18 protein-coding genes are annotated in these 20,692 nt (G+C 70.1%); 16 read left to right on the top strand and 2 right to left on the bottom strand.

Annotation, left to right across the window (positions count from 1 at the left end):
• The first annotated feature begins 23 nt into the window (after positions 1 to 23).
• From mnmC to R1Z03_RS19765, 9 genes are all read left to right on the top strand, one after another.
• Entirely contained in the window at positions 24 to 1,988 is a 1,965-nt protein-coding gene (gene mnmC, locus R1Z03_RS19805; protein ID WP_317360441.1) for an FAD-dependent 5-carboxymethylaminomethyl-2-thiouridine(34) oxidoreductase MnmC, read from the top strand.
• Between the two features lie 170 nt (positions 1,989 to 2,158).
• Positions 2,159 to 2,962: a sulfite exporter TauE/SafE family protein gene (locus tag R1Z03_RS19800; protein WP_284404497.1), complete on the top strand. Its 804-nt coding sequence runs from the start codon at positions 2,159 to 2,161 to the stop codon at positions 2,960 to 2,962.
• Positions 2,963 to 2,972: 10 nt separating this feature from the next.
• Positions 2,973 to 4,811, top strand: coding sequence for a nitrite/sulfite reductase (locus tag R1Z03_RS19795; protein WP_317354288.1), 1,839 nt, complete (start codon positions 2,973 to 2,975; stop codon positions 4,809 to 4,811).
• 35 nt (positions 4,812 to 4,846) lie between these two features.
• Positions 4,847 to 5,227 (top strand): DUF934 domain-containing protein, encoded by a 381-nt coding sequence (locus R1Z03_RS19790; protein WP_317354285.1) that lies wholly within the window; start codon positions 4,847 to 4,849, stop codon positions 5,225 to 5,227.
• A gap of 48 nt (positions 5,228 to 5,275) precedes the next feature.
• Positions 5,276 to 6,208 (top strand): sulfate adenylyltransferase subunit CysD, encoded by a 933-nt coding sequence (cysD, locus tag R1Z03_RS19785; RefSeq protein ID WP_272553239.1) that lies wholly within the window; start codon positions 5,276 to 5,278, stop codon positions 6,206 to 6,208.
• Positions 6,208 to 7,587, top strand: a complete 1,380-nt coding sequence (locus R1Z03_RS19780; RefSeq protein ID WP_317354278.1) for a GTP-binding protein — start codon at positions 6,208 to 6,210, stop codon at positions 7,585 to 7,587. The genes cysD and R1Z03_RS19780 overlap by 1 nt, the downstream gene beginning before the upstream one ends.
• A gap of 102 nt (positions 7,588 to 7,689) precedes the next feature.
• Positions 7,690 to 8,013 carry a ferredoxin FdxA gene (gene fdxA / locus R1Z03_RS19775; protein ID WP_092743740.1) on the top strand — a complete coding sequence of 108 codons (324 nt, stop codon included), beginning with the start codon at positions 7,690 to 7,692 and terminating at the stop codon, positions 8,011 to 8,013.
• A 29-nt stretch (positions 8,014 to 8,042) separates the two neighbouring features.
• Entirely contained in the window at positions 8,043 to 9,119 is a 1,077-nt protein-coding gene (locus R1Z03_RS19770; protein WP_317360439.1) for an NAD(P)/FAD-dependent oxidoreductase, read from the top strand.
• Between the two features lie 189 nt (positions 9,120 to 9,308).
• Positions 9,309 to 10,589: a cytosine permease gene (locus R1Z03_RS19765; RefSeq protein ID WP_317354275.1), complete on the top strand. Its 1,281-nt coding sequence runs from the start codon at positions 9,309 to 9,311 to the stop codon at positions 10,587 to 10,589.
• Between the two features lie 162 nt (positions 10,590 to 10,751).
• Here the strand turns inward: R1Z03_RS19765 and thiD are convergent, their stop codons facing one another.
• Entirely contained in the window at positions 10,752 to 11,606 is an 855-nt protein-coding gene (gene thiD / locus R1Z03_RS19760; protein WP_317354272.1) for a bifunctional hydroxymethylpyrimidine kinase/phosphomethylpyrimidine kinase, read from the bottom strand.
• Positions 11,607 to 11,853: 247 nt separating this feature from the next.
• Here thiD and R1Z03_RS19755 point away from each other — a divergent pair, with 247 nt between their 5' ends.
• Genes R1Z03_RS19755 through R1Z03_RS19740 form a run of 4 tightly spaced genes read left to right on the top strand, consistent with a single transcriptional unit; the run spans position 11,854 to position 14,927 of the window.
• A complete protein-coding gene (locus R1Z03_RS19755) occupies positions 11,854 to 12,981 on the top strand; it encodes an FAD-dependent oxidoreductase (RefSeq protein ID WP_317354269.1) in 1,128 nt (375 codons plus the stop codon).
• Complete coding sequence (gene thiS, locus R1Z03_RS19750) at positions 12,978 to 13,175, top strand: sulfur carrier protein ThiS (protein WP_284400028.1); 198 nt, start codon at positions 12,978 to 12,980, stop codon at positions 13,173 to 13,175. Before R1Z03_RS19755 ends, thiS begins: the two co-directional genes overlap by 4 nt.
• Positions 13,176 to 13,180: 5 nt before the next feature.
• Positions 13,181 to 14,011, top strand: a complete 831-nt coding sequence (locus R1Z03_RS19745; RefSeq protein ID WP_284414476.1) for a thiazole synthase — start codon at positions 13,181 to 13,183, stop codon at positions 14,009 to 14,011.
• Position 14,012: 1 nt separating this feature from the next.
• Positions 14,013 to 14,927 carry a thiamine phosphate synthase gene (locus tag R1Z03_RS19740; protein ID WP_317354264.1) on the top strand — a complete coding sequence of 305 codons (915 nt, stop codon included), beginning with the start codon at positions 14,013 to 14,015 and terminating at the stop codon, positions 14,925 to 14,927.
• A gap of 94 nt (positions 14,928 to 15,021) precedes the next feature.
• Here R1Z03_RS19740 and R1Z03_RS19735 read toward each other — a convergent pair whose 3' ends face one another.
• On the bottom strand, positions 15,022 to 17,244 hold the full coding sequence (locus tag R1Z03_RS19735; RefSeq protein WP_317354262.1) for a hypothetical protein: 2,223 nt from the start codon (positions 17,242 to 17,244) through the stop codon (positions 15,022 to 15,024).
• Positions 17,245 to 17,356: 112 nt separating this feature from the next.
• Here R1Z03_RS19735 and R1Z03_RS19730 point away from each other — a divergent pair, with 112 nt between their 5' ends.
• The 3 genes from R1Z03_RS19730 to R1Z03_RS19720 all read left to right on the top strand — a co-directional run bounded on the left by R1Z03_RS19730 (position 17,357) and on the right by R1Z03_RS19720 (position 20,674).
• Positions 17,357 to 18,880, top strand: coding sequence for a 3-hydroxyacyl-CoA dehydrogenase (locus tag R1Z03_RS19730; protein WP_317354259.1), 1,524 nt, complete (start codon positions 17,357 to 17,359; stop codon positions 18,878 to 18,880).
• Positions 18,881 to 18,949: 69 nt separating this feature from the next.
• Positions 18,950 to 19,729, top strand: coding sequence for an oxepin-CoA hydrolase, alternative type (locus tag R1Z03_RS19725; protein WP_317354256.1), 780 nt, complete (start codon positions 18,950 to 18,952; stop codon positions 19,727 to 19,729).
• A 225-nt stretch (positions 19,730 to 19,954) separates the two neighbouring features.
• The gene (locus tag R1Z03_RS19720) at positions 19,955 to 20,674 is read left to right on the top strand and encodes a Crp/Fnr family transcriptional regulator (protein WP_092743762.1); all 720 of its coding nucleotides are present in this window, start codon (positions 19,955 to 19,957) and stop codon (positions 20,672 to 20,674) included.
• The last annotated feature ends 18 nt before the right edge of the window (positions 20,675 to 20,692 follow it).

Below are 20,692 nucleotides of genomic sequence, written 5' to 3'. Positions count from 1 at the left end.
CGGGAATGAACCCGGCTCGGTTCCTGCCGGAGCCCATCGACTGGCTGGCGGACGGCACCCCTTACAGCCCGCGGTTCGGCGACCGTTACCACAGTGAAAACGGCGGCCTGGGCCAGGCGCGCCGCGTGTTCCTGCACGGCTGCGGCCTGCCCCAGGCCTGGGCCGGCCAGCCGCGCTGGCGCATCCTGGAGACCGGCTTCGGCCTGGGGTTGAACTTCCTCGTGACCTGGGCGGCCTGGCGCAGCGACCCCGATCGCCCTGCCCTGCTGCACTTCGCCTCGTGCGAGGCCTACCCCGTGGCCGCCGGCGACCTGCTACGCGCCACCAGCGCCCACCCCGACCTCGCGCCCCTGGCGCAGCAGCTGCACGACCAGTTCTGGGGGCTGCTGCCGGGCGTGCACCGCCTGTCGTTCGAGCAGGGCCGCGTGCTGCTCACGCTCTATGTGGGCGATGCCCAGGCCATGCTGCGCCAGCAGATGCCGACGGCCGATTCGGTCTACCTGGACGGCTTCAGCCCGCAGCGCAACCCCGATCTCTGGAACGAACACACCCTGAAGGCCGTGGCGCGCTGCTGCCGGCGGGGCACGCGGCTGGCGACCTGGACCATCGCGCGGGCGGTGCGCGACACGCTCGCGCAGTGCGGCTTCACCGTGGCCAAGGTGCCCGGCGTGCCCCCGAAGCGCGACAACCTGCAGGCCACGTTCGATCCGGCCTGGGAACCCCGGGCGGCGCGCAACGCCCCGCCGCCGCTGGAAGTGGCGGCGGCGTCCGAATGCCTGGTGATCGGCGCGGGACTGGCCGGCGCCTCGGTGGCCGCGAGCCTGGCGCGTCGCGGGTGGAAGGTGCGGGTGCTGGACCGCGCCGAGGCGCCCGCGCGCGGCGCCTCCGGCCTGCCCGCCGGCCTGCTCGCCCCCCATGTGTCGCCCGACGACAGCGTGCTGTCGCGCCTGTCACGCAGCGGGGTGCGCACCACGCTGCAGGCGCTGTCGGCCCTGCCGGTGGGCGAAGCCTGGAGCCCCTGCGGCGTGCTGGAGCACCGCGTGGACGGCAGCCCGGGGGTGCCGCCGACCTGGGCCGGCGGGAACGGCGGCGAATGGAGCCGCCCCGCCGACGCCGACGCGCTGCGGCAGGCCGGGCTGCCGCCCGGCACCACGGCCTGCTGGCACGCCCGCGCCGGCTGGGTGCGCCCGGCGCGGCTGGTGCAGTCCCTGCTGGACCACCCGGCCATCGCATGGCACGGCGGCGCACAGGTTGCGCGGTTGCGCCGCGTGCCGGCCGGCGAGGACGGAAAGAGCGACGGCAAGAGCGACGACACTGGGCCGGCGGGCTGGCAAGCCATCGGTGCGCAGGGCCAGGTGCTGGCCGAGGCCCCCTACGCCTTCGTGGCGGCCGGGCCCGACAGCATGCCGCTGCTGGACCACCGCTGGACCCTGCAGCCGCTGCGCGGCCAGGTGTCGTGGGCCGAAGAAGGCGAAGACACCGCGGGCTGGCCGCCCTTTCCGGTCAATGGCAACGGCAGCCTCGTGCCCCACATTCCCGGGCCGGAGGGCGCGAACGGCGCCCGGCGCTGGTACGCCGGCTCCACCTTCGAACGCCACGCCACCGAGCTTCCGCCCAGCAGCGCCGACGAGACGGCCGCCCACGCCACCAACTGGAAAAAGCTGCGCACCTTGCTGCCGGCCGTGGCGGACCAGTTGGCGCCCGCCTTCGGCCAGACCCATGCGGCCCCAACGGACCGAGTGCCCGGCAGGGAAATCCCCCCCGTTTCGGTCTGGGCCGGCCTGCGCTGCGCCTCGCCCGACCGCCTGCCGATCGCCGGCCCGGTGGACCCGCACGCCCTGCCCGGGCTGTGGGTGTGCACGGCGATGGGCGCGCGCGGAATCACGCTGGCGCCGCTGTGCGGCGAACTGGTCGCCGCCCGGCTGCATGGCGAACCCTTGCCGCTGGACGCCCGCCTGGCCCAAGCGCTGGGCACGGAACGCCTGTGAACCTGGACTGACCCGCGGGCCGGGCAGAAACGGCGCCCAACCCCTTATCGCCGTTTTCCGCCGTCCGCCCCCTGCCAACCCGCGCCAGCCTTGAGGAATATGCTTATCCGCATAACGGCCTCACAAAACAATCGTTTGTTTCCATAAAGACTCCCACTACATTCGCCCGCATGCATGATTTGGCATTCGTTTTCGCGGGCTTCGCGGTGGGCTTGATCGTCGGCCTCACCGGGGTGGGCGGCGGCTCGCTGATGACGCCGATCCTGATCTTCTTCTTCGGCGTGAAGCCGCACCTGGCCATCGGCACCGACCTGCTGTTCGCCGCCTTCACCAAGATGGGGGGCACCGTCAGCCTGGCACGCCAGCGGCTCGTGCCCTGGAAGGTGGTGGGCCTGCTGTGCGCCGGCAGCGTGCCGGCGGCGCTGCTGTCGCTGTGGGCCCTCCAGGTGATGGGGCCCAGCAGCAGCACCGCCCAGCGCATCATGACGACCACGCTGGGCGTGGCCCTGCTGCTGACCGCCGCGGCCATGCTATACAAGGCCTTCGTGTTTTCTCCCGCCCGACAGGCGGCCGACCGGGCGGCGCGTGCCGACGCGGGCACAGACGCCGCACGGCCGCGCCACTGGAGCCTGCCGGTGCTGCTGGGCGCCGTGATCGGCACGCTGGTCACCTTCACCTCCGTGGGCGCGGGCGCCATCGGCGTGACGGTGCTGCTGATGGTGTTTCCCCTGCTGCCGTTGCCGCGCATCATCGCGGCCGACATTGCCTATGCCGTGCCGCTGACCCTGGTGGCCGGCCTGGGGCATGCGTCGCTCGGCTCCGTGGACTGGCCGCTTCTGGTCCAATTGCTGGCGGGATCGCTGCCAGGCATCTGGCTGGGCTCGCGCCTCGTATCCCGCGCGCCGGAGCGGTTGATCCGCTCGGCCCTTTCCGTGCTGCTCGCCTGGGCGGGCGCCAAATTGGTTTTGATCTGAGTGACCCACGATGTACCAATACACAGACTTCGACCGCGAATTCATCCGCCTGCGCGCTGAGCAGTACCGCGACCAACTCGAACGCTTCCAGGCCGGCAAGCTTTCGGGCGACGAATTCAAGCCCCTGCGCCTGCAAAACGGCTGGTACGTGCAGCGCTACGCGCCCATGCTGCGCGTGGCCGTGCCCTACGGCGAGCTGTCCAGCACCCAGCTGCGCGTGCTGGCCAAGGTGGCCCGCGAGTACGACCAGCCCAATGCCGCCCTGCTGGCCGAGGCCCAGGCCACGCAGGAAAAGCTGGGCGACATCCCCCTGCACGACGGCCGGCGCATCGGCACGCAGCTGAAGTACGGCTATGGCCACTTCACCACGCGCACCAACGTGCAGTACAACTGGATTCCGCTGGACAAGAGTGCCGATGTGATGGACCTGCTGGCCTCCGTGCAACTGCACGGCATCCAGACCAGCGGCAACTGCATCCGCAACATCACCAGCGACGCGCTGGCCGGCATCGCCGCCGACGAGATCGCCGACCCGCGCCCGTTCTGCGAAATCCTGCGCCAGTGGAGCACGCTGCACCCCGAGTTTGCCTTCCTGCCGCGCAAGTTCAAGATCTCGCTCAACGGCGCACTGGAAGACCGCGCCGCCCTCGGCTGGTACGACGTGGGCCTGCAGTTGCACAAGAACGATGCCGGCGAGCTGGGCTTTCGCGTGCGCGCCGGTGGCGGCATGGGCCGCACCCCCGTCATCAGCCCGGTGCTGCGCGAGTTCCTGCCCTGGAACCAGCTCATGAACTACCTGGAAGCCGTGATCCGCGTCTACAACCGCTACGGCCGCCGAGACAACGCCTGGAAGGCGCGCATCAAGATCCTCGTCAAGTCCGAAGGCCAGACCTACATCGACCAGGTCGAGGAGGAATTCCGGCAGATCGTCGAGATCGAAGGCGGACCGCACACCATCACCCAGGCCGAACTGGACCGCGTGACCGCCTCGTTCCGCGAACCCGCGCTGGACCTGCGCCCGGCGGACGCCGAAGCCGAGACCGTGGCCCTGCTGCGCACCGCCGCCGAGAACGACCAGGACTTCGGCCGCTGGCTCACGCGCAACGTGATGCCGCACCGCCATCCGCAGCTGCGCGCCGTGGTGCTGTCGTTCAAGCGCCTGGGCTACGCGCCCGGCGACGCCACCGCCGAGCAGATGGAAGCCGCCGCCGACCTGGCCGACCGCTTCTCGGGCGGCGAGGCCCGCGTGACGCACGAACAGAACCTGCTGCTGCCCTGGGTGCGCCGCGACCAGTTGCCCGAGCTGTACAAGGCCGCCAAGGCGCTCGGCCTGGCCAAGCCCAACATCGGCCTGCTGACCGACATGATCGCCTGCCCCGGCGGCGACTTCTGCTCGCTGGCCAATGCCCGCTCGCTGCCCATCGCCGAAGCCATCACCGAGCGCTACCAGGACCTGGACGAGCTGTGGGACCTGGGCGAGATCGACCTGCACATCAGCGGCTGCATCAACAGCTGCGGCCACCACCACAGCGGCCACATCGGCATCCTGGGCGTCGACAAGGACGGCAAGGAGTGGTACCAGATCACGCTGGGCGGCGCCGACGGCACGAACCTGTCGGGTCCGGCCATTCCCGGCAAGATCATCGGCCCGTCGTTCAGCGCCAGCGAAGTGCCCGGCGTGATCGAGGCGCTGCTGGCCACCTACCGCACCGAGCGCCTGCCCGTGGTGGACGCCGCCCACGGCCCCCGGCACGAGAACTTCATCGACACCGTGCGCCGCGTGGGCATCGAGCCGTTCAAGGCCGCCGCCAACGCCGCGCGCCACCCTGCCGAAGTCCTTTCCGACTGACATCCGCCGACGTCCTCCAGCCCCACCGAATCACTATGAAAATAATAGCTGCCAGCGCACACAGCACAAGCGCGGAAGGCCAAAAAGTCCTTGAACTGGCCAACGACGCCGACCCGCTCGCGCAAGACCTTGCAGGCATCGAGCGCATCGACCTGCACTTTCCGAAATTCACCGACGGCCGGGCATTCAGCCAGGCCCGCCTGCTGCGCCAGCGCCTGAAGTTCGCGGGCGAGATCCGCGCCACGGGCGACGTGCTCATCGACCAGCTGGTGCAGATGGCCCGCTGCGGCTTCGACGTGGCCGTGCTGCGCGAGGGCGTGGACATGGCCGATGCGCAGCGCCAGCTGGACCGCTTCCACGCCTTCTACCAGGGCGACGTGACGCACCCGCTGCCGCATTTCCGCGACGCCGCCTGACGCGACGCCCCCGCCCCGCACAACGACGCCCCCAACGAGATCCCCCGCATGAATGCCCGCACCGAATCCCATGTGCTGAGCCACCTCAGCAACCGCCACCTGGACGCGCTGGAAGAAGAAACCATCTTCATCCTGCGCGAGGTGGCCGCCGCCTTCGAGCGCCCCGCCCTGCTGTTTTCGGGCGGCAAGGATTCGCTGGTGATGCTGCGGTGCGCCGAGAAGGCTTTTGGCGTGGGGCGCATTCCCTACCCGCTGCTGATGATCGACACCGGCCACAACTTCCCCGAGGTGACGGATTTCCGCGACTTCCGGGCGAAGGAACTGGGGGCCGAGCTCATCGTGCGCAGCGTGGAAGACTCCATGGCGCGCGGCACCGTGCGCCTCGCGCATCCGGGCGAGAGCCGCAACGTGCACCAGTCGGTCACGCTGCTGGAGGCCATCGAGGAATTCCGCTTCGACGCGCTGATCGGCGGCGCCCGCCGCGATGAGGAAAAGGCCCGCGCCAAGGAGCGCATCTTCTCGCACCGCGACAGCTTCGGCCAATGGCAGCCCAAGGCCCAGCGGCCCGAGCTGTGGACGCTGTTCAACACACGGCTGGCGCCGGGCGAGCACTTTCGCGTGTTCCCCATCAGCAACTGGACCGAACTCGACGTGTGGCAGTACATCGACCGCGAGCAGATCGCCCTGCCCTCGCTCTACTACACCCACAAGCGCCAGGTGGTCGAGCGCAAGGGCCTGCTCGTGCCCGTGACCGACCTCACGCCGCCGCGCGACGGCGAAACGGTGGAGACGCGCGACGTGCGCTTTCGCACCGTGGGCGACATCACCTGCACCTGCCCGGTGGAGAGCCCGGCCGCCACGGCCGCCGACATCGTGATCGAGACCCTGGCGGCCGATGTGAGCGAGCGCGGCGCCACGCGCATGGACGACAAGACCTCCGACGCCTCGATGGAAAAGCGCAAGAAAGACGGGTACTTCTGATGACCACCACTACCAATTCGATAGCAGAACAGGCAATCAATCCGCCGGCATCGGGCCAAAACGATGCCATCTCTGCACTGAAGTTCATCACCTGCGGCTCGGTCGACGACGGCAAGAGCACCCTCATCGGCCGCCTGCTGGTGGACAGCAAGGCCGTGCTGCAGGACCACCTGGCCGGCGTGCAGCGCCAGGGCGAGACCGACCTGGCCCTGCTGACCGACGGCCTGTCGGCCGAACGCGAGCAGGGCATCACCATCGACGTGGCCTACCGCTACTTCGCCACCGAAGAGCGCAAGTTCATCATCGGCGATGCGCCGGGCCACGAGCAGTACACGCGCAACATGGTCACCGCCGCCAGCAGCGCCGACGCCGCTGTGGTGCTGGTCGATGCCACCAAGCTCGACTGGAAGAACCCCGGCCTCGAACTGCTGGTGCAGACGCGCCGCCACTCCCTGCTGGTGCACCTGCTGCGCGTGCATTCGCTGGTGTTCGCCGTGAACAAGCTCGATGCGGTGGAAGACCCGGCGCTCGCCTTCCGCCACATCCGCGATGCGCTGGGCGCGTTCGCTCAGGCCGCCGGCATCGCCGCGCGGGCGACGGTGCCCGTGTCCGCCCTCAAGGGCTGGAACGTGGTGGATGCGCACCCCGGCTGGTGCGGCTACGAAGGCCCGAGCCTGCTGCAGATCCTGGAGCGCCTGCCCAACACGCCCACCGACGTCGCGCTGCCGCTGGCCTTCCCGGTGCAGTGGGTCGAGAAATTCTCGTCCTCCGCCGACACCTCCCAGGGGCGCCGCGTGTTCTGGGGCCGCGTGGCGGCAGGCGCCGTGGCGCCGGGCACGGCCGTGCAGGTGTTCCCGAGCGGCCAGCAGGCCACCGTGGCCCAGGTCCTGGACCATGCGCGCCGCCCCGTAGGCGTGCCGGCCGGCCAGAGCGCGGGCATCGTGCTCGACCGCGAGGTGGATGTGTCGCGCGGCGACTGGATCCTGGCCGCACCGCAGGCCGCCGCCGTAGCCGCCGACGATTTCGACACCCCGGCATCGACGCCGTCGTGGCCCGGCCGGCGCGAGTTGCGCGCCACCGTGGCCTGGATGGACGACGAGCCCCTGGTCGCCGGCCGCGTGTACTGGGCGCTGCACGGCCACCGCTGGGTCAAGGCCAAGGTGCAGCGCGTGGTGCACAAGCTCAACATCCACACGCTGGCCGAAGAAGACGCCGCCCAGCTCGACCCCAATGCCATCGGCCACGTGGACCTGCTGCTGCAGGAGCCCCTGCCCGCCGCGCCGTTCACCCAGGCGCGCGTGCTGGGCTCGCTGATCCTGGTGGATACCGCCAGCCACAAGACCGCTGGCGCGGTGCTCGTGAACGCCCCGGCGGCCTGACCGGCGGCGCCGAATCCTTGCCGTTGCAGGGGCGGCCCCCGGGCCCCTCCCTGAAACGCCCTAAAATCGCGGGTTACCCCCGATCCAACGACAACTCCTGCCATGACTCACGTCGTCTCCGAAAACTGCATCAAGTGCAAGTACACCGACTGTGTGGACGTGTGCCCCGTGGACTGCTTCCGCGAAGGCCCCAACTTCCTCGTGATCGACCCCGATGAATGCATCGACTGCGCCGTGTGCATTCCCGAGTGCCCGGCCAACGCCATCTTTGCCGAGGAAGACCTGCCCCCGGACCAGATCGCCTTCATCAAGATCAACGCCGACCTGTCGCCCCAGTTCAAGAGCATCACCAAGCGCAAGGCGCCCCTGCCCGACGCCGACGAATGGAACGGCAAGCCCGGCAAGGTGGCCGACCTGATCCGCTGAAGCAGACAGGCCCCCGACGCCCCGTGAAGATCGAAGCGACCACAGCCCCCTCGAGAACCATCGAGACGGATGCCGCCGTCATCGGCGCGGGGCCGGTCGGGCTGTTCCAGGTGTTCCAGCTCGGGTTGCAGGGCATTGCAGCCCATGTGATCGATGCGCTGCCCCACGTGGGCGGCCAGTGCGCCGAGCTGTACGGCGACAAACCCATCTACGACATTCCCGGCATTCCCGTCTGCACCGGGCGCGAACTCGTCGCGTTGCTGCAGCGGCAGATCGCCCCGTTCCCACCCACCCTGCACCTGGGCCAGCGTGTCGCCACGCTCGCGCCGCAGCCCGACGGGCGGCTTTTGCTGCAGACCACGGCCGGCACCGCGCTGCTGGCGCGTACGGTCTTCATCGCCGCGGGCGTGGGCGCGTTCGTGCCGCGCGCCGTCAAGGCCGAAGGCATCGATCGCTTCGAAGGCACGCAATTGCATTACCACGAGGATGCGGCCGACACCGCCGGCCGCCATGTGGTCGTGCATGGCGGCGAAGACACCGCCGTGGCCCGCGCCATCGCCTGCGCCCAACCGGGGCCGCACGCCGCCGCCAGCGTGACCCTGCTGCACCGGCGCGATGCCTTCCAGGCGCCACCCGAGGCCCTGGCCCAGCTGCAGGCCCTGCGCGAGGCTGGCCGCATCACGGTGGTGGCCGGGCAGATCGTCGGCATCGAGGTGCAGCACGACCGCCTGAGCGCGCTGCAACTGATCGACCCGGACGGCCAGCCGCGACCGTTGCCACTCGACGTGCTCATCGCCTGCCTCGGCATCTCGCCGCGCCTGGGCGCCGTCGCCGACTGGGGACTGGCGATGGAGCGCAAGCAGCTCGTGGTCGATACCGCGGCCTTCCGCACGGCCATCCCCGGCATCCATGCGGTGGGCGACATCAACACCTACCCCGGCAAGCGCAAGCTGATCCTGTGCGGCTTCCACGAAGCCACGCTGGCGGCCTTCGGCGCGGCCGAATACCTGTCCGGCGCGCCCGTGGCGCTGCAATACACCACCACCAGCGCCCGGCTGCACGAGCGGCTGGGGGTGGCGGTGCCGGCGGCCTCCGCACCGCCCTAGAATCGCGGCTTCGCCAGGGGTGGAACCGGCCGACCGGTCCCCGTCTGAGACTTTCCCCTTGAATCGGCCGGGGTCATCCTCGCGCAGGCCATTCGCCTCCCGCCGCCACGCCCACCGCATGCCGTCCCAGCGTGCCTTGGGGCCAGCCCGTGCCGCGACCCTGCTGTGCCTGCCATCCACGGAGCTTCCATGCCGCCCTCCTCGCCCCCTGCGCCCGCCAACGACGCGCTGATCCCCATCGCGCCCGACCGCCGCGTCTTCCGTTTCGGCGACCATGCCTCGCTGTGGTTCAGCCTGGGCGTGGGCCTGCTGGTGATGCAGGTCGGCGCCTATCTGATGCCCGCGTTGAGCCCGCGCGAGGCGCTGGCGGCCATCGTGGCCGGCTCGCTGATCGGCGCCGGCCTGCTGGGCTGGGTGGCCAAGATCGGCTGCGACAGCGGCCTGGCGAGCGCCGGACTGATGCATGCCGTCTACGGGCGCGCGTTCGCGGGCCTGCCCATCGGGCTCAACATCGTGCAGCTCACGGGCTGGGGCGCGTTCGAGCTGGTGGTGATGCGCGATGCCACGGTGGCCATCGGCCGGCAGGCCGGCGCCATGGGCGGGGCCCACTGGCCGGTGCTGGCCACGCTGCTGTGGGGCGGCATGGTGATGCTGCTGCTCAGCGGCTCGATGGTGCAGCTGGTGCGCCGGCTCATCGCGCGCGTGGCGCTGCCCCTGGTGGTGCTGTCGCTGCTGTGGCTGAGCTGGCAGTTCGTGTCGCTGGCGCAGGCCCAGGGCTTCGCCACGCTGTGGACGCGCCCCGGCGCGGGCGGCATGGGCGTGCTGCCCGCGCTGGACCTGGTGATCGCCATGCCCATCTCCTGGCTGCCGCTGGTGGCCGACTACGCGCGCCACGGCACGTCCGGCCGGTCCGCGCTGCGCGGCACCTGGCTGGGCTACGCGCTGGCCAACCTGTGGTGCTATGCGCTCGGCGTGCTGGTGGCGCTCACGCTGCCCAGCCAGGACCTGGTGACCGCGCTGCTGCTGGCCCAGGGCGGGCTGATCGCGCTGTCGCTCATCCTGATCGACGAGGTGGACAACGCCTATGGCGATGCGTACTCGGGCGCGGTCTCGGCCCACAGCCTGCTGCCGCGCTGGGGCGTGCGCCGCTGGGGTATGGCCATGGCGGCGCTGTGCACGGCGCTGGCCCTGGTGCTGCCCATGCACAGCCTGGAGCCGTTCCTGCTGCTGCTCAGCTCGGTGTTCGTGCCGCTGTTCGGCGTCATCCTGGGCCGGCTGGCGTTCGGCGCGCCGGTGCAGCAGGCCCTGGCAAAGGCGCGGCGGGTGGAGTGGCTGCCCGTCGGCCTCTGGATCGCGGGCATCGCCTGCTACCACGGACTGCCGCGGGTGCTGCCGGCGCTGGGCGCGGCGCTGCCGACACTGTGCCTGTGCTTCGCGCTGGCGTTCCTCACCCGGCCGGGCCGGCGCTGACCCACGCCTGCGGCGCACCCGGCCGGCTTGCGTGGCAGCGTGATGGTTTGATGCAAAAATCGGGCTCCAGCACAATCAAGTCGCCGGCATTCAGCTATTATTTTTATAGCACACCCAGCAGCCTTGGTCGGTGAGGGACGGGCAGGCAGCGCCCCTGCGCGGTCAGCCCTGCAAGATGCGCTGCGCCACCGGGCTGTGCCCGTGGTTCAGCGGCCCGTGGCCCCGGCCGGTGTGCACGTCGGCGCCCGCGGCGATGGCCGCCAGGATGTAGGCGCGCGCATGCTCCACGGCCTGCACCAGCGGCTCGCCGAGCGCCAGGTGCGCGGCGATCGCGGACGACAGCGTGCAGCCCGTTCCGTGCCCGTTGTGCGTGGCGATGCGGGCCGACTGCAGCCGGTGGTACAGGCCCTGCGGCCCGGCCAGCACGTCGATCACCCAGTCGCCCGGCAGGTGGCCGCCCTTGAGCAACACGGCCGGCGCGCCGAGCGCCAGCAGGTCCTGCGCCGCAGCGTCCAGCGCATCGGCGCCGTCCACCGCCCGGCCCAGCAGCAAGCCCGCTTCGTCGAGGTTGGGCGTGACCAGCGTGGCGAGAGGGAACAAGGCCTCGACCAGCACGCCCACGGTTTCTTGCGCGATGAGCCGGTCGCCGCTGGTGGCGACCATCACCGGGTCCAGCACCACGTGCGGCAGGCGGTGGCGGCGGATGGCATCGGCCACCACGCGCACCACCTCGGGCGAATGCAGCATGCCGATCTTCACGGCGTCCACGCCGATGTCCTCCACCACCGCATCGATCTGCTGGCGCAGCATGTCCGGCGGCACGCCGTGGATGGCGCGCACGCCCTGCGTGTTCTGCGCGGTCAGGGCGGTGATGGCGGTCATGCCGTAGCAGCCCAGGGCGCTGAAGGTTTTCAGGTCGGCCTGGATGCCCGCTCCGCCGCCGCTGTCCGATCCGGCGATCGACAGCACGCGTGCGTAGCGGCGGGCGGCCGGCGGCGAGAGGGTCTCAGTGTTCATGGGCAAAAATTATGGCCCATGCGCCAGGTCAAACCGGCGGGCGCGGTCACTGTGCTGTAATCCCTGCACGGACGAAACAGGGGTGTCCCGCCCATGGCGCGCGACTGAGAACATACCCTGGGGCCTGGCGGCCACACCACCGCCCCGCGTGCCCCGCGACCCGATCCAGGTCATGCTGGCGTGGGGAGTTTCATCGGCGGAGCCTTCCCGTTTTGTCCCCCTGTTGGCTTGCAGACAGACGGACCCGATGCGCCCCCTTCTTCTTTCCCCTTCCTCGCCCTCTTCCCTTGCCATTCTGGGCGCCGGCCTCATGGGCCGGTTGCTGGCCGTGGAGCTGGCCCACCAGGGCCATGCGGTCACGGTCTACGACGCCGCCGGGCCCGATGCGCAAGGCGCCGCGGCGCGCATCGCCGCAGCCATGCTGGCACCGTTGGCGGAGTCCGCGGTGACCGAGCCCGGCGTGGTGCGCATGGGCCACTACGCGCTCACGCGCTGGCCGCAGTTGCTGGCCCGCCTGAACGGGCCCGTGTTCTTTCAGCAGGAGGGCACGCTGATCCTGTGGCACCGCCAGGACGCGCCCGAGGCCGCGCGGCTGCGCGGACAACTCGAACGCACCACGGCCACCCTGCCCGAATTGCCGGCCCTGCAGGTGCTCGACAGCGCCGGCGTGCAGGCGCACGAGCCGGCCGTGGGGCAGCGCTTCGCCCAGGGGCTGTATCTGCCCGGCGAGGGCCAGCTGGACAACCGGCAGCTGCTGGCCGCGTTGGAGACCAGCTTCGCCGGCCTGGGCATCGAGGCCCACTGGCACTGCCCGCGCGCGCCATCGGACTTTTCCCCCGGCACGCCCGGCCAGCCGGACTGGGTGATCGACTGCCGGGGCCTGGGCGCCCGCGCGCAGTGGAGCGCGCTGCGCGGCGTGCGCGGCGAGGTCGTGCGCGTGCATGCGCCCGAGGTGACCCTGCGGCGGCCGACCCGCCTGGTGCATCCGCGCTACCCGATCTACATCGCCCCCAAGGAAGACCACCTGTTCGTGATCGGCGCAACCGAGATCGAATCGGACGACCTGTCGCCCGCCAGCGTGCGCTCGACCCTGGAGTTGCTGAGCGCGGCCTACGCGGTGCATTCGGGCTTTGCCGAGGCCCGCATCCTCGAAGTGGCCACGCAATGCCGCCCGACCCTGCCCGACAACCTGCCCGCCCTCCGCCAGGTGCGCCCGCGCGTGCTGGAGGTCAACGGCCTGTACCGCCATGGCTTCATGATCGCCCCGGCCATCCTCGACGCCGTCATGGAATGGTTGAACCAGGGACAATCGGCGCTGGCCTCCCGTTTCGATCTGGCCCTGCACCTCGACGAAGAGGCAGCCCTTTCCCCATGAACATCACCATCAACCAGACCGCCACGACCCTGCCGGAGCCTGCCACCGTAGCCGACGCGCTGGCCGCCATCGCCGCGCGCCCGCCCTTTGCCGTGGCCGTGAACACCGTTTTCGTTCCCAACACCCAGTACCACCTGCGCCAGCTTGCCGCGGGCGACCGGGTGGAAGTGATCTCGCCCGTGACGGGCGGCTGAGCACCATGCATTCCCCTTCCAACCCTTCCCGAGACAACGACGACGCCGATGCGCTGGTGCTGTACGGCCAGCGCTTTTCCAGCCGCCTGCTGCTGGGCACCGCCCGTTACCCATCCCCCAGCGTGCTCGAAGCCGCCGTGCAGCGCGCCCGGCCCGCGATGGTGACCGCCTCGCTGCGGCGCCAGGGCAGCAACGCCGCCGAGACCGGCAGCGGCTTCTGGGAGCTGCTGCGGCGCCTGGAGGTGCCCGTGCTGCCCAACACCGCCGGCTGCCACAGCGTGCAGGAGGCCATCACCACCGCGCAGATGGCGCGCGAAGTGTTCGGCACGCCCTGGATCAAACTGGAGCTGATCGGCGACGACTACACGCTGCAGCCCGACACGCTGAACTTGGTCGATGCCGCCTCGCAGCTGATCCGCGACGGCTTCCAGGTACTGCCCTACTGCACCGAGGACCTGGTGCTCTGCCAGCGCCTCGTCGACGTGGGCTGCCAGGCGGTGATGCCCTGGGCCGCGCCCATCGGCACCGGCCGCGGCCCCGTCAACCCCTACGCGCTGCAGCTGCTGCGCGAGCGCCTGGACGTGCCCATGCTGGTGGACGCCGGCCTGGGCCTGCCCTCGCATGCCTGCCAGGTGATGGAATGGGGCTATGACGGCGTGCTGCTGAACACCGCCGTGGCCCTGGCGCAAGACCCGGTGGCCATGGCCGGCGCCTTCGCCGACGCCGTGCAGGCCGGCCGCACCGCCCGCCGTGCGGGCGCCATGGCCGCGCAGGAAGCCGCCCAGCCGAGCACCCCGGTGCTGGGCACCCCTTTCTGGCACCACGACCATGGCTGAAATGCTGCATGGAACCGCTTCGGGGCACGCCGCATCGGTGCGCGCCATCCTGGCCGCGCATGGCGCCGCCTTCGCCGACTTCCCATCCCAGCCGGCCCCCGTGCCGCTGTCCGGCGGCCCGGTGTACCGCGCGGCGCTGGAGGCCTGCAGCGCATTGGGTTTCATCGCCAGCGATGCCGAGTGCCTCGCCCGGGCCTGGCAGGCACAGACGGACCGCACCGGCGGCTTCGATGCCTCGCAGTGGCCCGATGCGCCGCAAGACTTCGGCCTGCAGCCGCTGCCGCACCGCCAGCCTTTCCCCGCCTGCCCCGAGCGGCTGGGTCTCTATGCAGTGCTGCCCGATGCGCAATGGGTGGGCCGCATGGCCCGTGCCGGCGTACCCACCGTGCAGCTGCGCTACAAGACAGACGACGCACAAACCATCGCGCACGAAGTGCGGGCCGCCGTGGACGCCGTGCGCGGCACGCATGCCCTGCTGTTCATCAACGACCACTGGCAGGCCGCCATCGACGCGGGCGCCTACGGCGTCCACCTGGGCCAGGAAGACCTCGATGCGCTGGCGCCTGCGCAGCTGCAGGCCATCCGCGACGCCGGCCTGCGCCTGGGGGTCAGCACCCACGGCTATGCGGAAATGGTGCGCGCCGATGCCGCGGCGCCCAGCTACGTGGCCATGGGGGCGGTGTTTCCCACCACGCTCAAGAAGATGGCCACCGTGCCCCAGGGGGTCGCACGCCTGGCCGGCTACGCCCGGCTGATGCGGCACTACCCGATGGTCGCCATCGGCGGCATCGGGGCGCCGCAGTTCGGCGAGGTGCTGGCCACGGGCGTGGGCTCGATCGCCGTGGTGCGGGCGCTCGTCAATGCCGACGATCCGGAAGCCGCGGCACAGGATCTGATGGCCCGCATGGCGGGCTGACACCGGCAACCCCTGGCAGGCGCGCGCCGACGACAGAAAGCCGCAACGCGCGGCATGCCCTGCATCGAAAAAGGCCCCGAAGGGCCTTTTTCCGTTACTTGTCCGTGCGCTGCTTTCGCTCCAGCTCTTCGAGCTCCAGACGCAACTCCATCTTGTCGTTGTCCATGCCGAAGCCGACCGGATCCCCCGCCGAAGGCGGCGCGGTGACGGGCACCGGGGGCAGCTCGCTCAGCGTGAGCGGTGGTGGATCGGTCAGGTCGATGTCCAGCATGGCCTCGGAGATCGGCTTGGGGGCTAGAGGCGCCGGGATCGATTCCCAGGAGAACCCGGCAGACAGTGAGTCCAGCGATTGCAGCTCCTGCTCCCGACGCGCGGAGAGGCTGTCCACACCGAAGGCGCTGGCGGAAGGCAATTCCGGCTCGGGCTCGATTTCCAGCGGCGGGGGCGTGAGGGGTGTGGTGCGGGTGCGTGGCGGCGGTGCCCCGCGGGCACTGGCCGGCGTAGTCTGCGCGATGGCCAGCAACAGCAACAGATCGTCGTAGGCCGCCAGATCGAACGGCGAGGCGATGGCGTCTTCGCCGCGGCGGAACAGGCAGCCTTCGAGGGTGTCCAGCACCTCGGGGGAGGACCATTCGGCCTCGATGGCCGCCAGCGCTTCCGTGTAGCTTTCCAGCGTCAGGCCCGTCCGGTGGAACGAGGAGAACTCCGGCACCTGCGCATTGAACTGCGCCTGGAACTGGGCACGCAGCTGATTGAAGCTGTCCACGCGGCTGAGCGTGTGGTACAGGCGCAGCAACTCCAGGTAGGCAAAGGGCGAGGTCTCTCCATGCTCGGCAATGTGGCGCTTGAGCACACCGATGGCCTGGTCATGCTCGCCCACCGACACGAAGAAGTCGGCCTGCTGCTGAATGTCGAACAGGTCCTCCGGATGCACGATGGGCGCGGCCCGGACAGCAGATGGCGGCGGTACCAAGGACACGGGCGGCACGGGGGGCGGCGGCGCCAGGGGCGCTGGCGCGCTGCGCAACGAGGGCTCGGTGCGGCGCATCACCGGCGGCGGAGCGCGCTCGGGCAAGGTAGCGGCGCGTGGTGCGGGCTTGGCGGGCACCGGGGCGGGCGTTGGCACGGGCACGGCTACGGCAGCAGGCACCGCTGCGGGCGTGGCATATGCGACCGGCTCGGGCATGCCCGGCCACTCGTCCGCCGCCTGCGGCGCGGTCTGAAGCGACTCGCGACCCGTCGGCCCATCCACCACCGCGCCGCCCAGGGGCCCGTTGCCGCCACTGGCAGCGACGGCATGGCTCCAGTCCAGCGCCGACTGGCGGCGTGCGCGCGCCCAGATCCAGGCCGCCAATCCCAGGGCCAGGACCAGCAAGGCCAGCAGCCCGTAGACCACCGTGGCGGAAAACCGCTCGGTCTCGGCGGCTTCGAGTTGCTGCCTGAGCTGGGCGGCGGCCGCGCGCTCGGAGGTGGCCTGGGCACGCTGCGTTGCCACCTCGGCTTCGAGCTTGCCAGTGCGTGCCGCGGACTGCTGCAGCTCTTCCACGGGCGTGTTCAGCGCCTTCCACAGCGCAGCGGCTTCGGCGCGCTGGGGGCTGGCATCAGTGGCGGTAGGCGCCGCCATCTCGGGGGCCGCGCGCAATGGCAGCGGGGCATCGAGCCACACATCCAGAGGCTCCATCACGAGGCGGGGGCGCTCGGCGGGCGCCGGCTGCTGCGGGCTGGTGAACACCGCGCGGCCCGAAGCGGGCGTGGCGGGGGCCGCCGCAGCACGGGGTGCGGCAGCATTCGCGGCAGGGGCCCGTGGGGGACGGGGCGCCGCCGCGGGCCTGCGAGGGGGTACATCCGTGGTGGCTGCGGCGGAAGTCCGTCCCGCACCCGTTGCAGCCGCGCCGTCGCCTGCCAGCCCAGGACCTGTGGCCGGTGCCGTGCGAGGCCGCGCCAATTGGCCCAGATCCACGGGGCGGGAGGTGCCAGCCGCCGATTCAGGCAGCTGCGCAAAAAAAGTGTAGTTTCGTGTAACACCACCGCGGCATCCCGCAGTGAGCCTGGCGGTGAGAATGGGTTCGTCGGCCGACACATTGGCCTGCACGCGCACGGCAGCGGATCGGCCGGCCGAGGCGGGTATCGGCGTCACCCGGACTTTGGAATCCGGAACTGGAGTCTCGCCGGACACCAGCCGGGCCGCCACGCAGGACGATTCGATGTCCGTGCCCGGGTCGGGCTGCACCTCGAACACCAGATCCACCGGAGCGCCCAGCACCACGGCGCCGCGGCTCGCGCCCAGCGAAAGTGCCGTGGCGCTGCAGGCAACCATCGACAAACTTGCACCAAGAATCGCGTTACTTATTTTCACAACAGTTTCTTTTTTGTTCGGCCCATTCTGGCACATAAGTCCTCCCCAATACGCCGCCGCCATAATGCGCCCCATGACCAGCAACCCATTTTCCTTCGTGGGCATCATAGGCACCGGTGCCATGGGCCAGGGCATTGCCCAGATGGCGGCACAGGCCGGCAGCAATGTTCTTCTATTTGATGCCAAGCCTAACTCAGCAGGCGAAGCGATTGACCATATCAAGCAGCAATGGCTGCGCCTCGTAGGCAAGGGCCGCATTACCGAAGCCCAGGCCGGCGACTGGCAGGCGCGGTTGACGGCGGTGTCCTCGCTGGAAGGTCTGGCGCCATGCGACCTGATCGTCGAAGCCATTGTGGAACGGCTCGACGCCAAGCAGTCGCTTTTTGCACAGATGGAGCGCATTGTCGCCACAGATGCCGTGCTGGCAAGCAACACGTCGTCGCTTTCGGTGACGGCCATTGGTGCGGCGCTGCAACACCCCCAGCGTCTGGCGGGTTTCCATTTCTTCAATCCCGTGCCGCTGATGAAGGTGGTGGAAGTCATCGCCGGCCTGCGCACGGACCCGGCCGTGTGCGAGCGGCTTGCCGCGCACGCCCGCTGCATGGGCCACACCCCGGTGCAGGCGCAGGACACGCCGGGCTTCATCGTCAACCATGCGGGTCGCGGCTACGGCACCGAGGCGCTGCGGATCGTGAGCGAGGGCATTGCCGACTTCGCCACGGTGGACCGCATCCTGCGCGACCAGGTCGGCTTCAAGCTCGGCCCCTTCGAACTCATGGACCTGACCGCGCTCGATGTCTCGCATCCGGTCATGGAGTCGGTCTACCACCAGTATTTCGAGGAGCCCCGCTACCGCCCCAGCGTGATCACCGCCCAGCGCTTGGCCGGTGGCATGCTTGGCAGGAAGACCGGCGAAGGCTTCTTCCGCTATGCCGACGGCGTGGCGCAGGTGCTCGCGGAGCCAGCCGCGCCGGTCGTGGACCACATACCGCCGGTCTGGGTGTCTCCCCGCGCCGCGCGGCGGGCCGAGCTGTACCAGTTGCTCAAGGACCTGGGCGCGCAGATCGAAACCGGCACCTCGCCCTCTCCCAACGCGATCACGCTGGTGGCGCCCCTGGGATTCGACATCACCACGGTGGCCGTGGTGGAGCGGCTCGACCCGGCACGTACCCTGGGCATCGACATGCTGGTGGAAGACCCCGCCACCAGGCGCCGCGTGCTGGCCACCAACCCCGCCACGCGCCTGGACATCCGCAACGCGGCCCACGCGCTGTTCGCCCGCGACGGCAAGCCGGTGAGCGTGATCCGCGACAGCGGCGGCTTCGTCACGCAGCGCGTGGTGGCCACCATCGTGAACATCGCCAGCGACATCTGCCAGCAGGGCATCTGCAGCCCGGCCGACCTGGAAACGGCGGTCACGCTGGGCCTGGGGTATCCGATGGGCCCCCTCGCCATGGGCAATCGCTGGGGACCGACCAACATCCTCGAAGTGCTGTTCAACATGCAGACCGTGTATGGCGACACGCGCTACCGGCCCAGCCCCTGGCTGCGCCGGCGCGGCGCGATCGGGCTCAGCCTGCTGCACGAAGAAGAGTGAACCCACCGATCTTCCCTGCGGGCCGGCGCACCGCCGGCCCTGCCCGCCTCTTCTTTACTTAAAGCGCCCATGCCCGCACAACTCCAGAGCACCAGCCACGGACAGACCCTCGTGCTGACCATCCGCCATCCGGAAATGAGCAACGCGCTCGATCCGGCCATCTACGCGGCGGGCATCGAAGCCCTGAACGGCACCGAGCGCAGCGCGGAGGTGCGCAGCGTGGTCATCACCGGCGCCGACGGCACGTTCTGCGCGGGCGGCAACCTGCAGCGGCTGCTGGCGCGGCGCCAGGAAGATGCCGAATCGCAGGCGCAGGGCGTGGAAGCGCTGCACCACTGGATCGAAACCATCCGCGCCTACCCCAAGCCGGTGATCGCCGCGGTCGAGGGCGCTGCAGCCGGCGCGGGCTTCTCGCTGGCGCTGGCCTGCGACCTCGTCGTGGCGGCGCGCAACGCGACTTTCACCATGGCCTACAGCAGCATCGCGCTGTCGCCCGACGGCGGCGCAAGCTGGAGCCTGGCCCAGGCCGTGCCACGCCAACTGGCCAGCGAAATGCTCATGGGTGGTGGCAAGGTGGATGCCGAACGCCTGCACGCCCTGGGCGTGGTCAATCGGCTGTCGCAGGCCGGCTCGGCCCTGGCCTGCGCGCTGGAACTGGCGGACACCCTGAACGCACGCGCCCCCAATGCGCTGGCCAGCATCAAGGAGCTGATCAGCGAGGCGCCGCAGAACACGCTGACCACACAGCTGGCCCAGGAGCGCCAGCACTTCGTGCGCAACCTGCAGCACCCCAACGCGGGTGAAGGCATCTCCGCCTTTCTCGAAAAACGCGCAGCACGCTATCAATAACATAGCAATCAAGACATATAAAACGCCGGCGCCAGGGCTTTTTTCCTTGAACTGCCGCGCCTGATCCCTTGCCTGGGTCCTGTGCCTGCCCCTTGCGGCAGCGTCGCGGCGTGGCCGTGCGCGCGTGCCAGACACGCAGGCGACAGCCCCGGGACAACGAGCAGCAGGCGCACCGGTCCCGGGCGCGACAATGAAAGCGATACCAGTCACCCAAAAGACAGACCAATGGACGACCCCATTCTTACCATCGAAGAACGTGAAGCGATCAATACCGGTCGCTGGTTCTCTTCCCTCTCCCCTTCTCTGCGGCACGACATTCTCCGATGCGCGTACGTCAAACGCTTCAAGGACGGCGGCCTGATCGCCGCCCGCGGCGATCCGCCCGAGGAATGGATCGCGTGCGCTCGCGGCGCGGTGCGGGTGAGTTCCACCTCCATCTCGGGCAAGCAGATCACGCTGACCTACGTGGAGCCCGGCATCTGGTTCGGCGACGTGGCGATCTTCGACGGGGACCGCCGCACGCACGATGCCTATGCCCACGGCGACACCACCATCCTGTGCGTGGCCAAGGCCGACTTCCGCAAGATCCTCAGCGCGCACGTGGAGTTCTACGAAGCCATGCTGCGCCTGCATGCGCGGCGCATCCGCCAGCTCTACGGCCTGGTGGAAGACCTCAACACCCTGCCCCTGCGCGCGCGGCTGGCCAAGCAGTTGCTGCACCTGGTGCGCAGCTACGGCATTCCCAGCCTCTCGGACGGACGCGAGATGCGCATTGGCCTGCAACTGGCGCAAGAAGAGCTGGCGCAATTGCTGGGCGCTTCGCGCCAGCGCGTGAACCAGGAACTCAAATCGATGGAGCGCGAGGACGCCATCCGCATCGAGCCGGGCGGCCTCGTGGTGCGTGACCGCGAAGCCCTGATGCGCATCGCAGAAACCGACAACTGACCGACCCGCCGGCCTCCC

The sequence above is a fragment of the Acidovorax sp. BLS4 genome, from assembly GCF_032929295.1.
Lineage (GTDB): Bacteria > Pseudomonadota > Gammaproteobacteria > Burkholderiales > Burkholderiaceae_C > Paracidovorax.
This window is presented reverse-complemented; position numbering and strand designations above follow the sequence as displayed.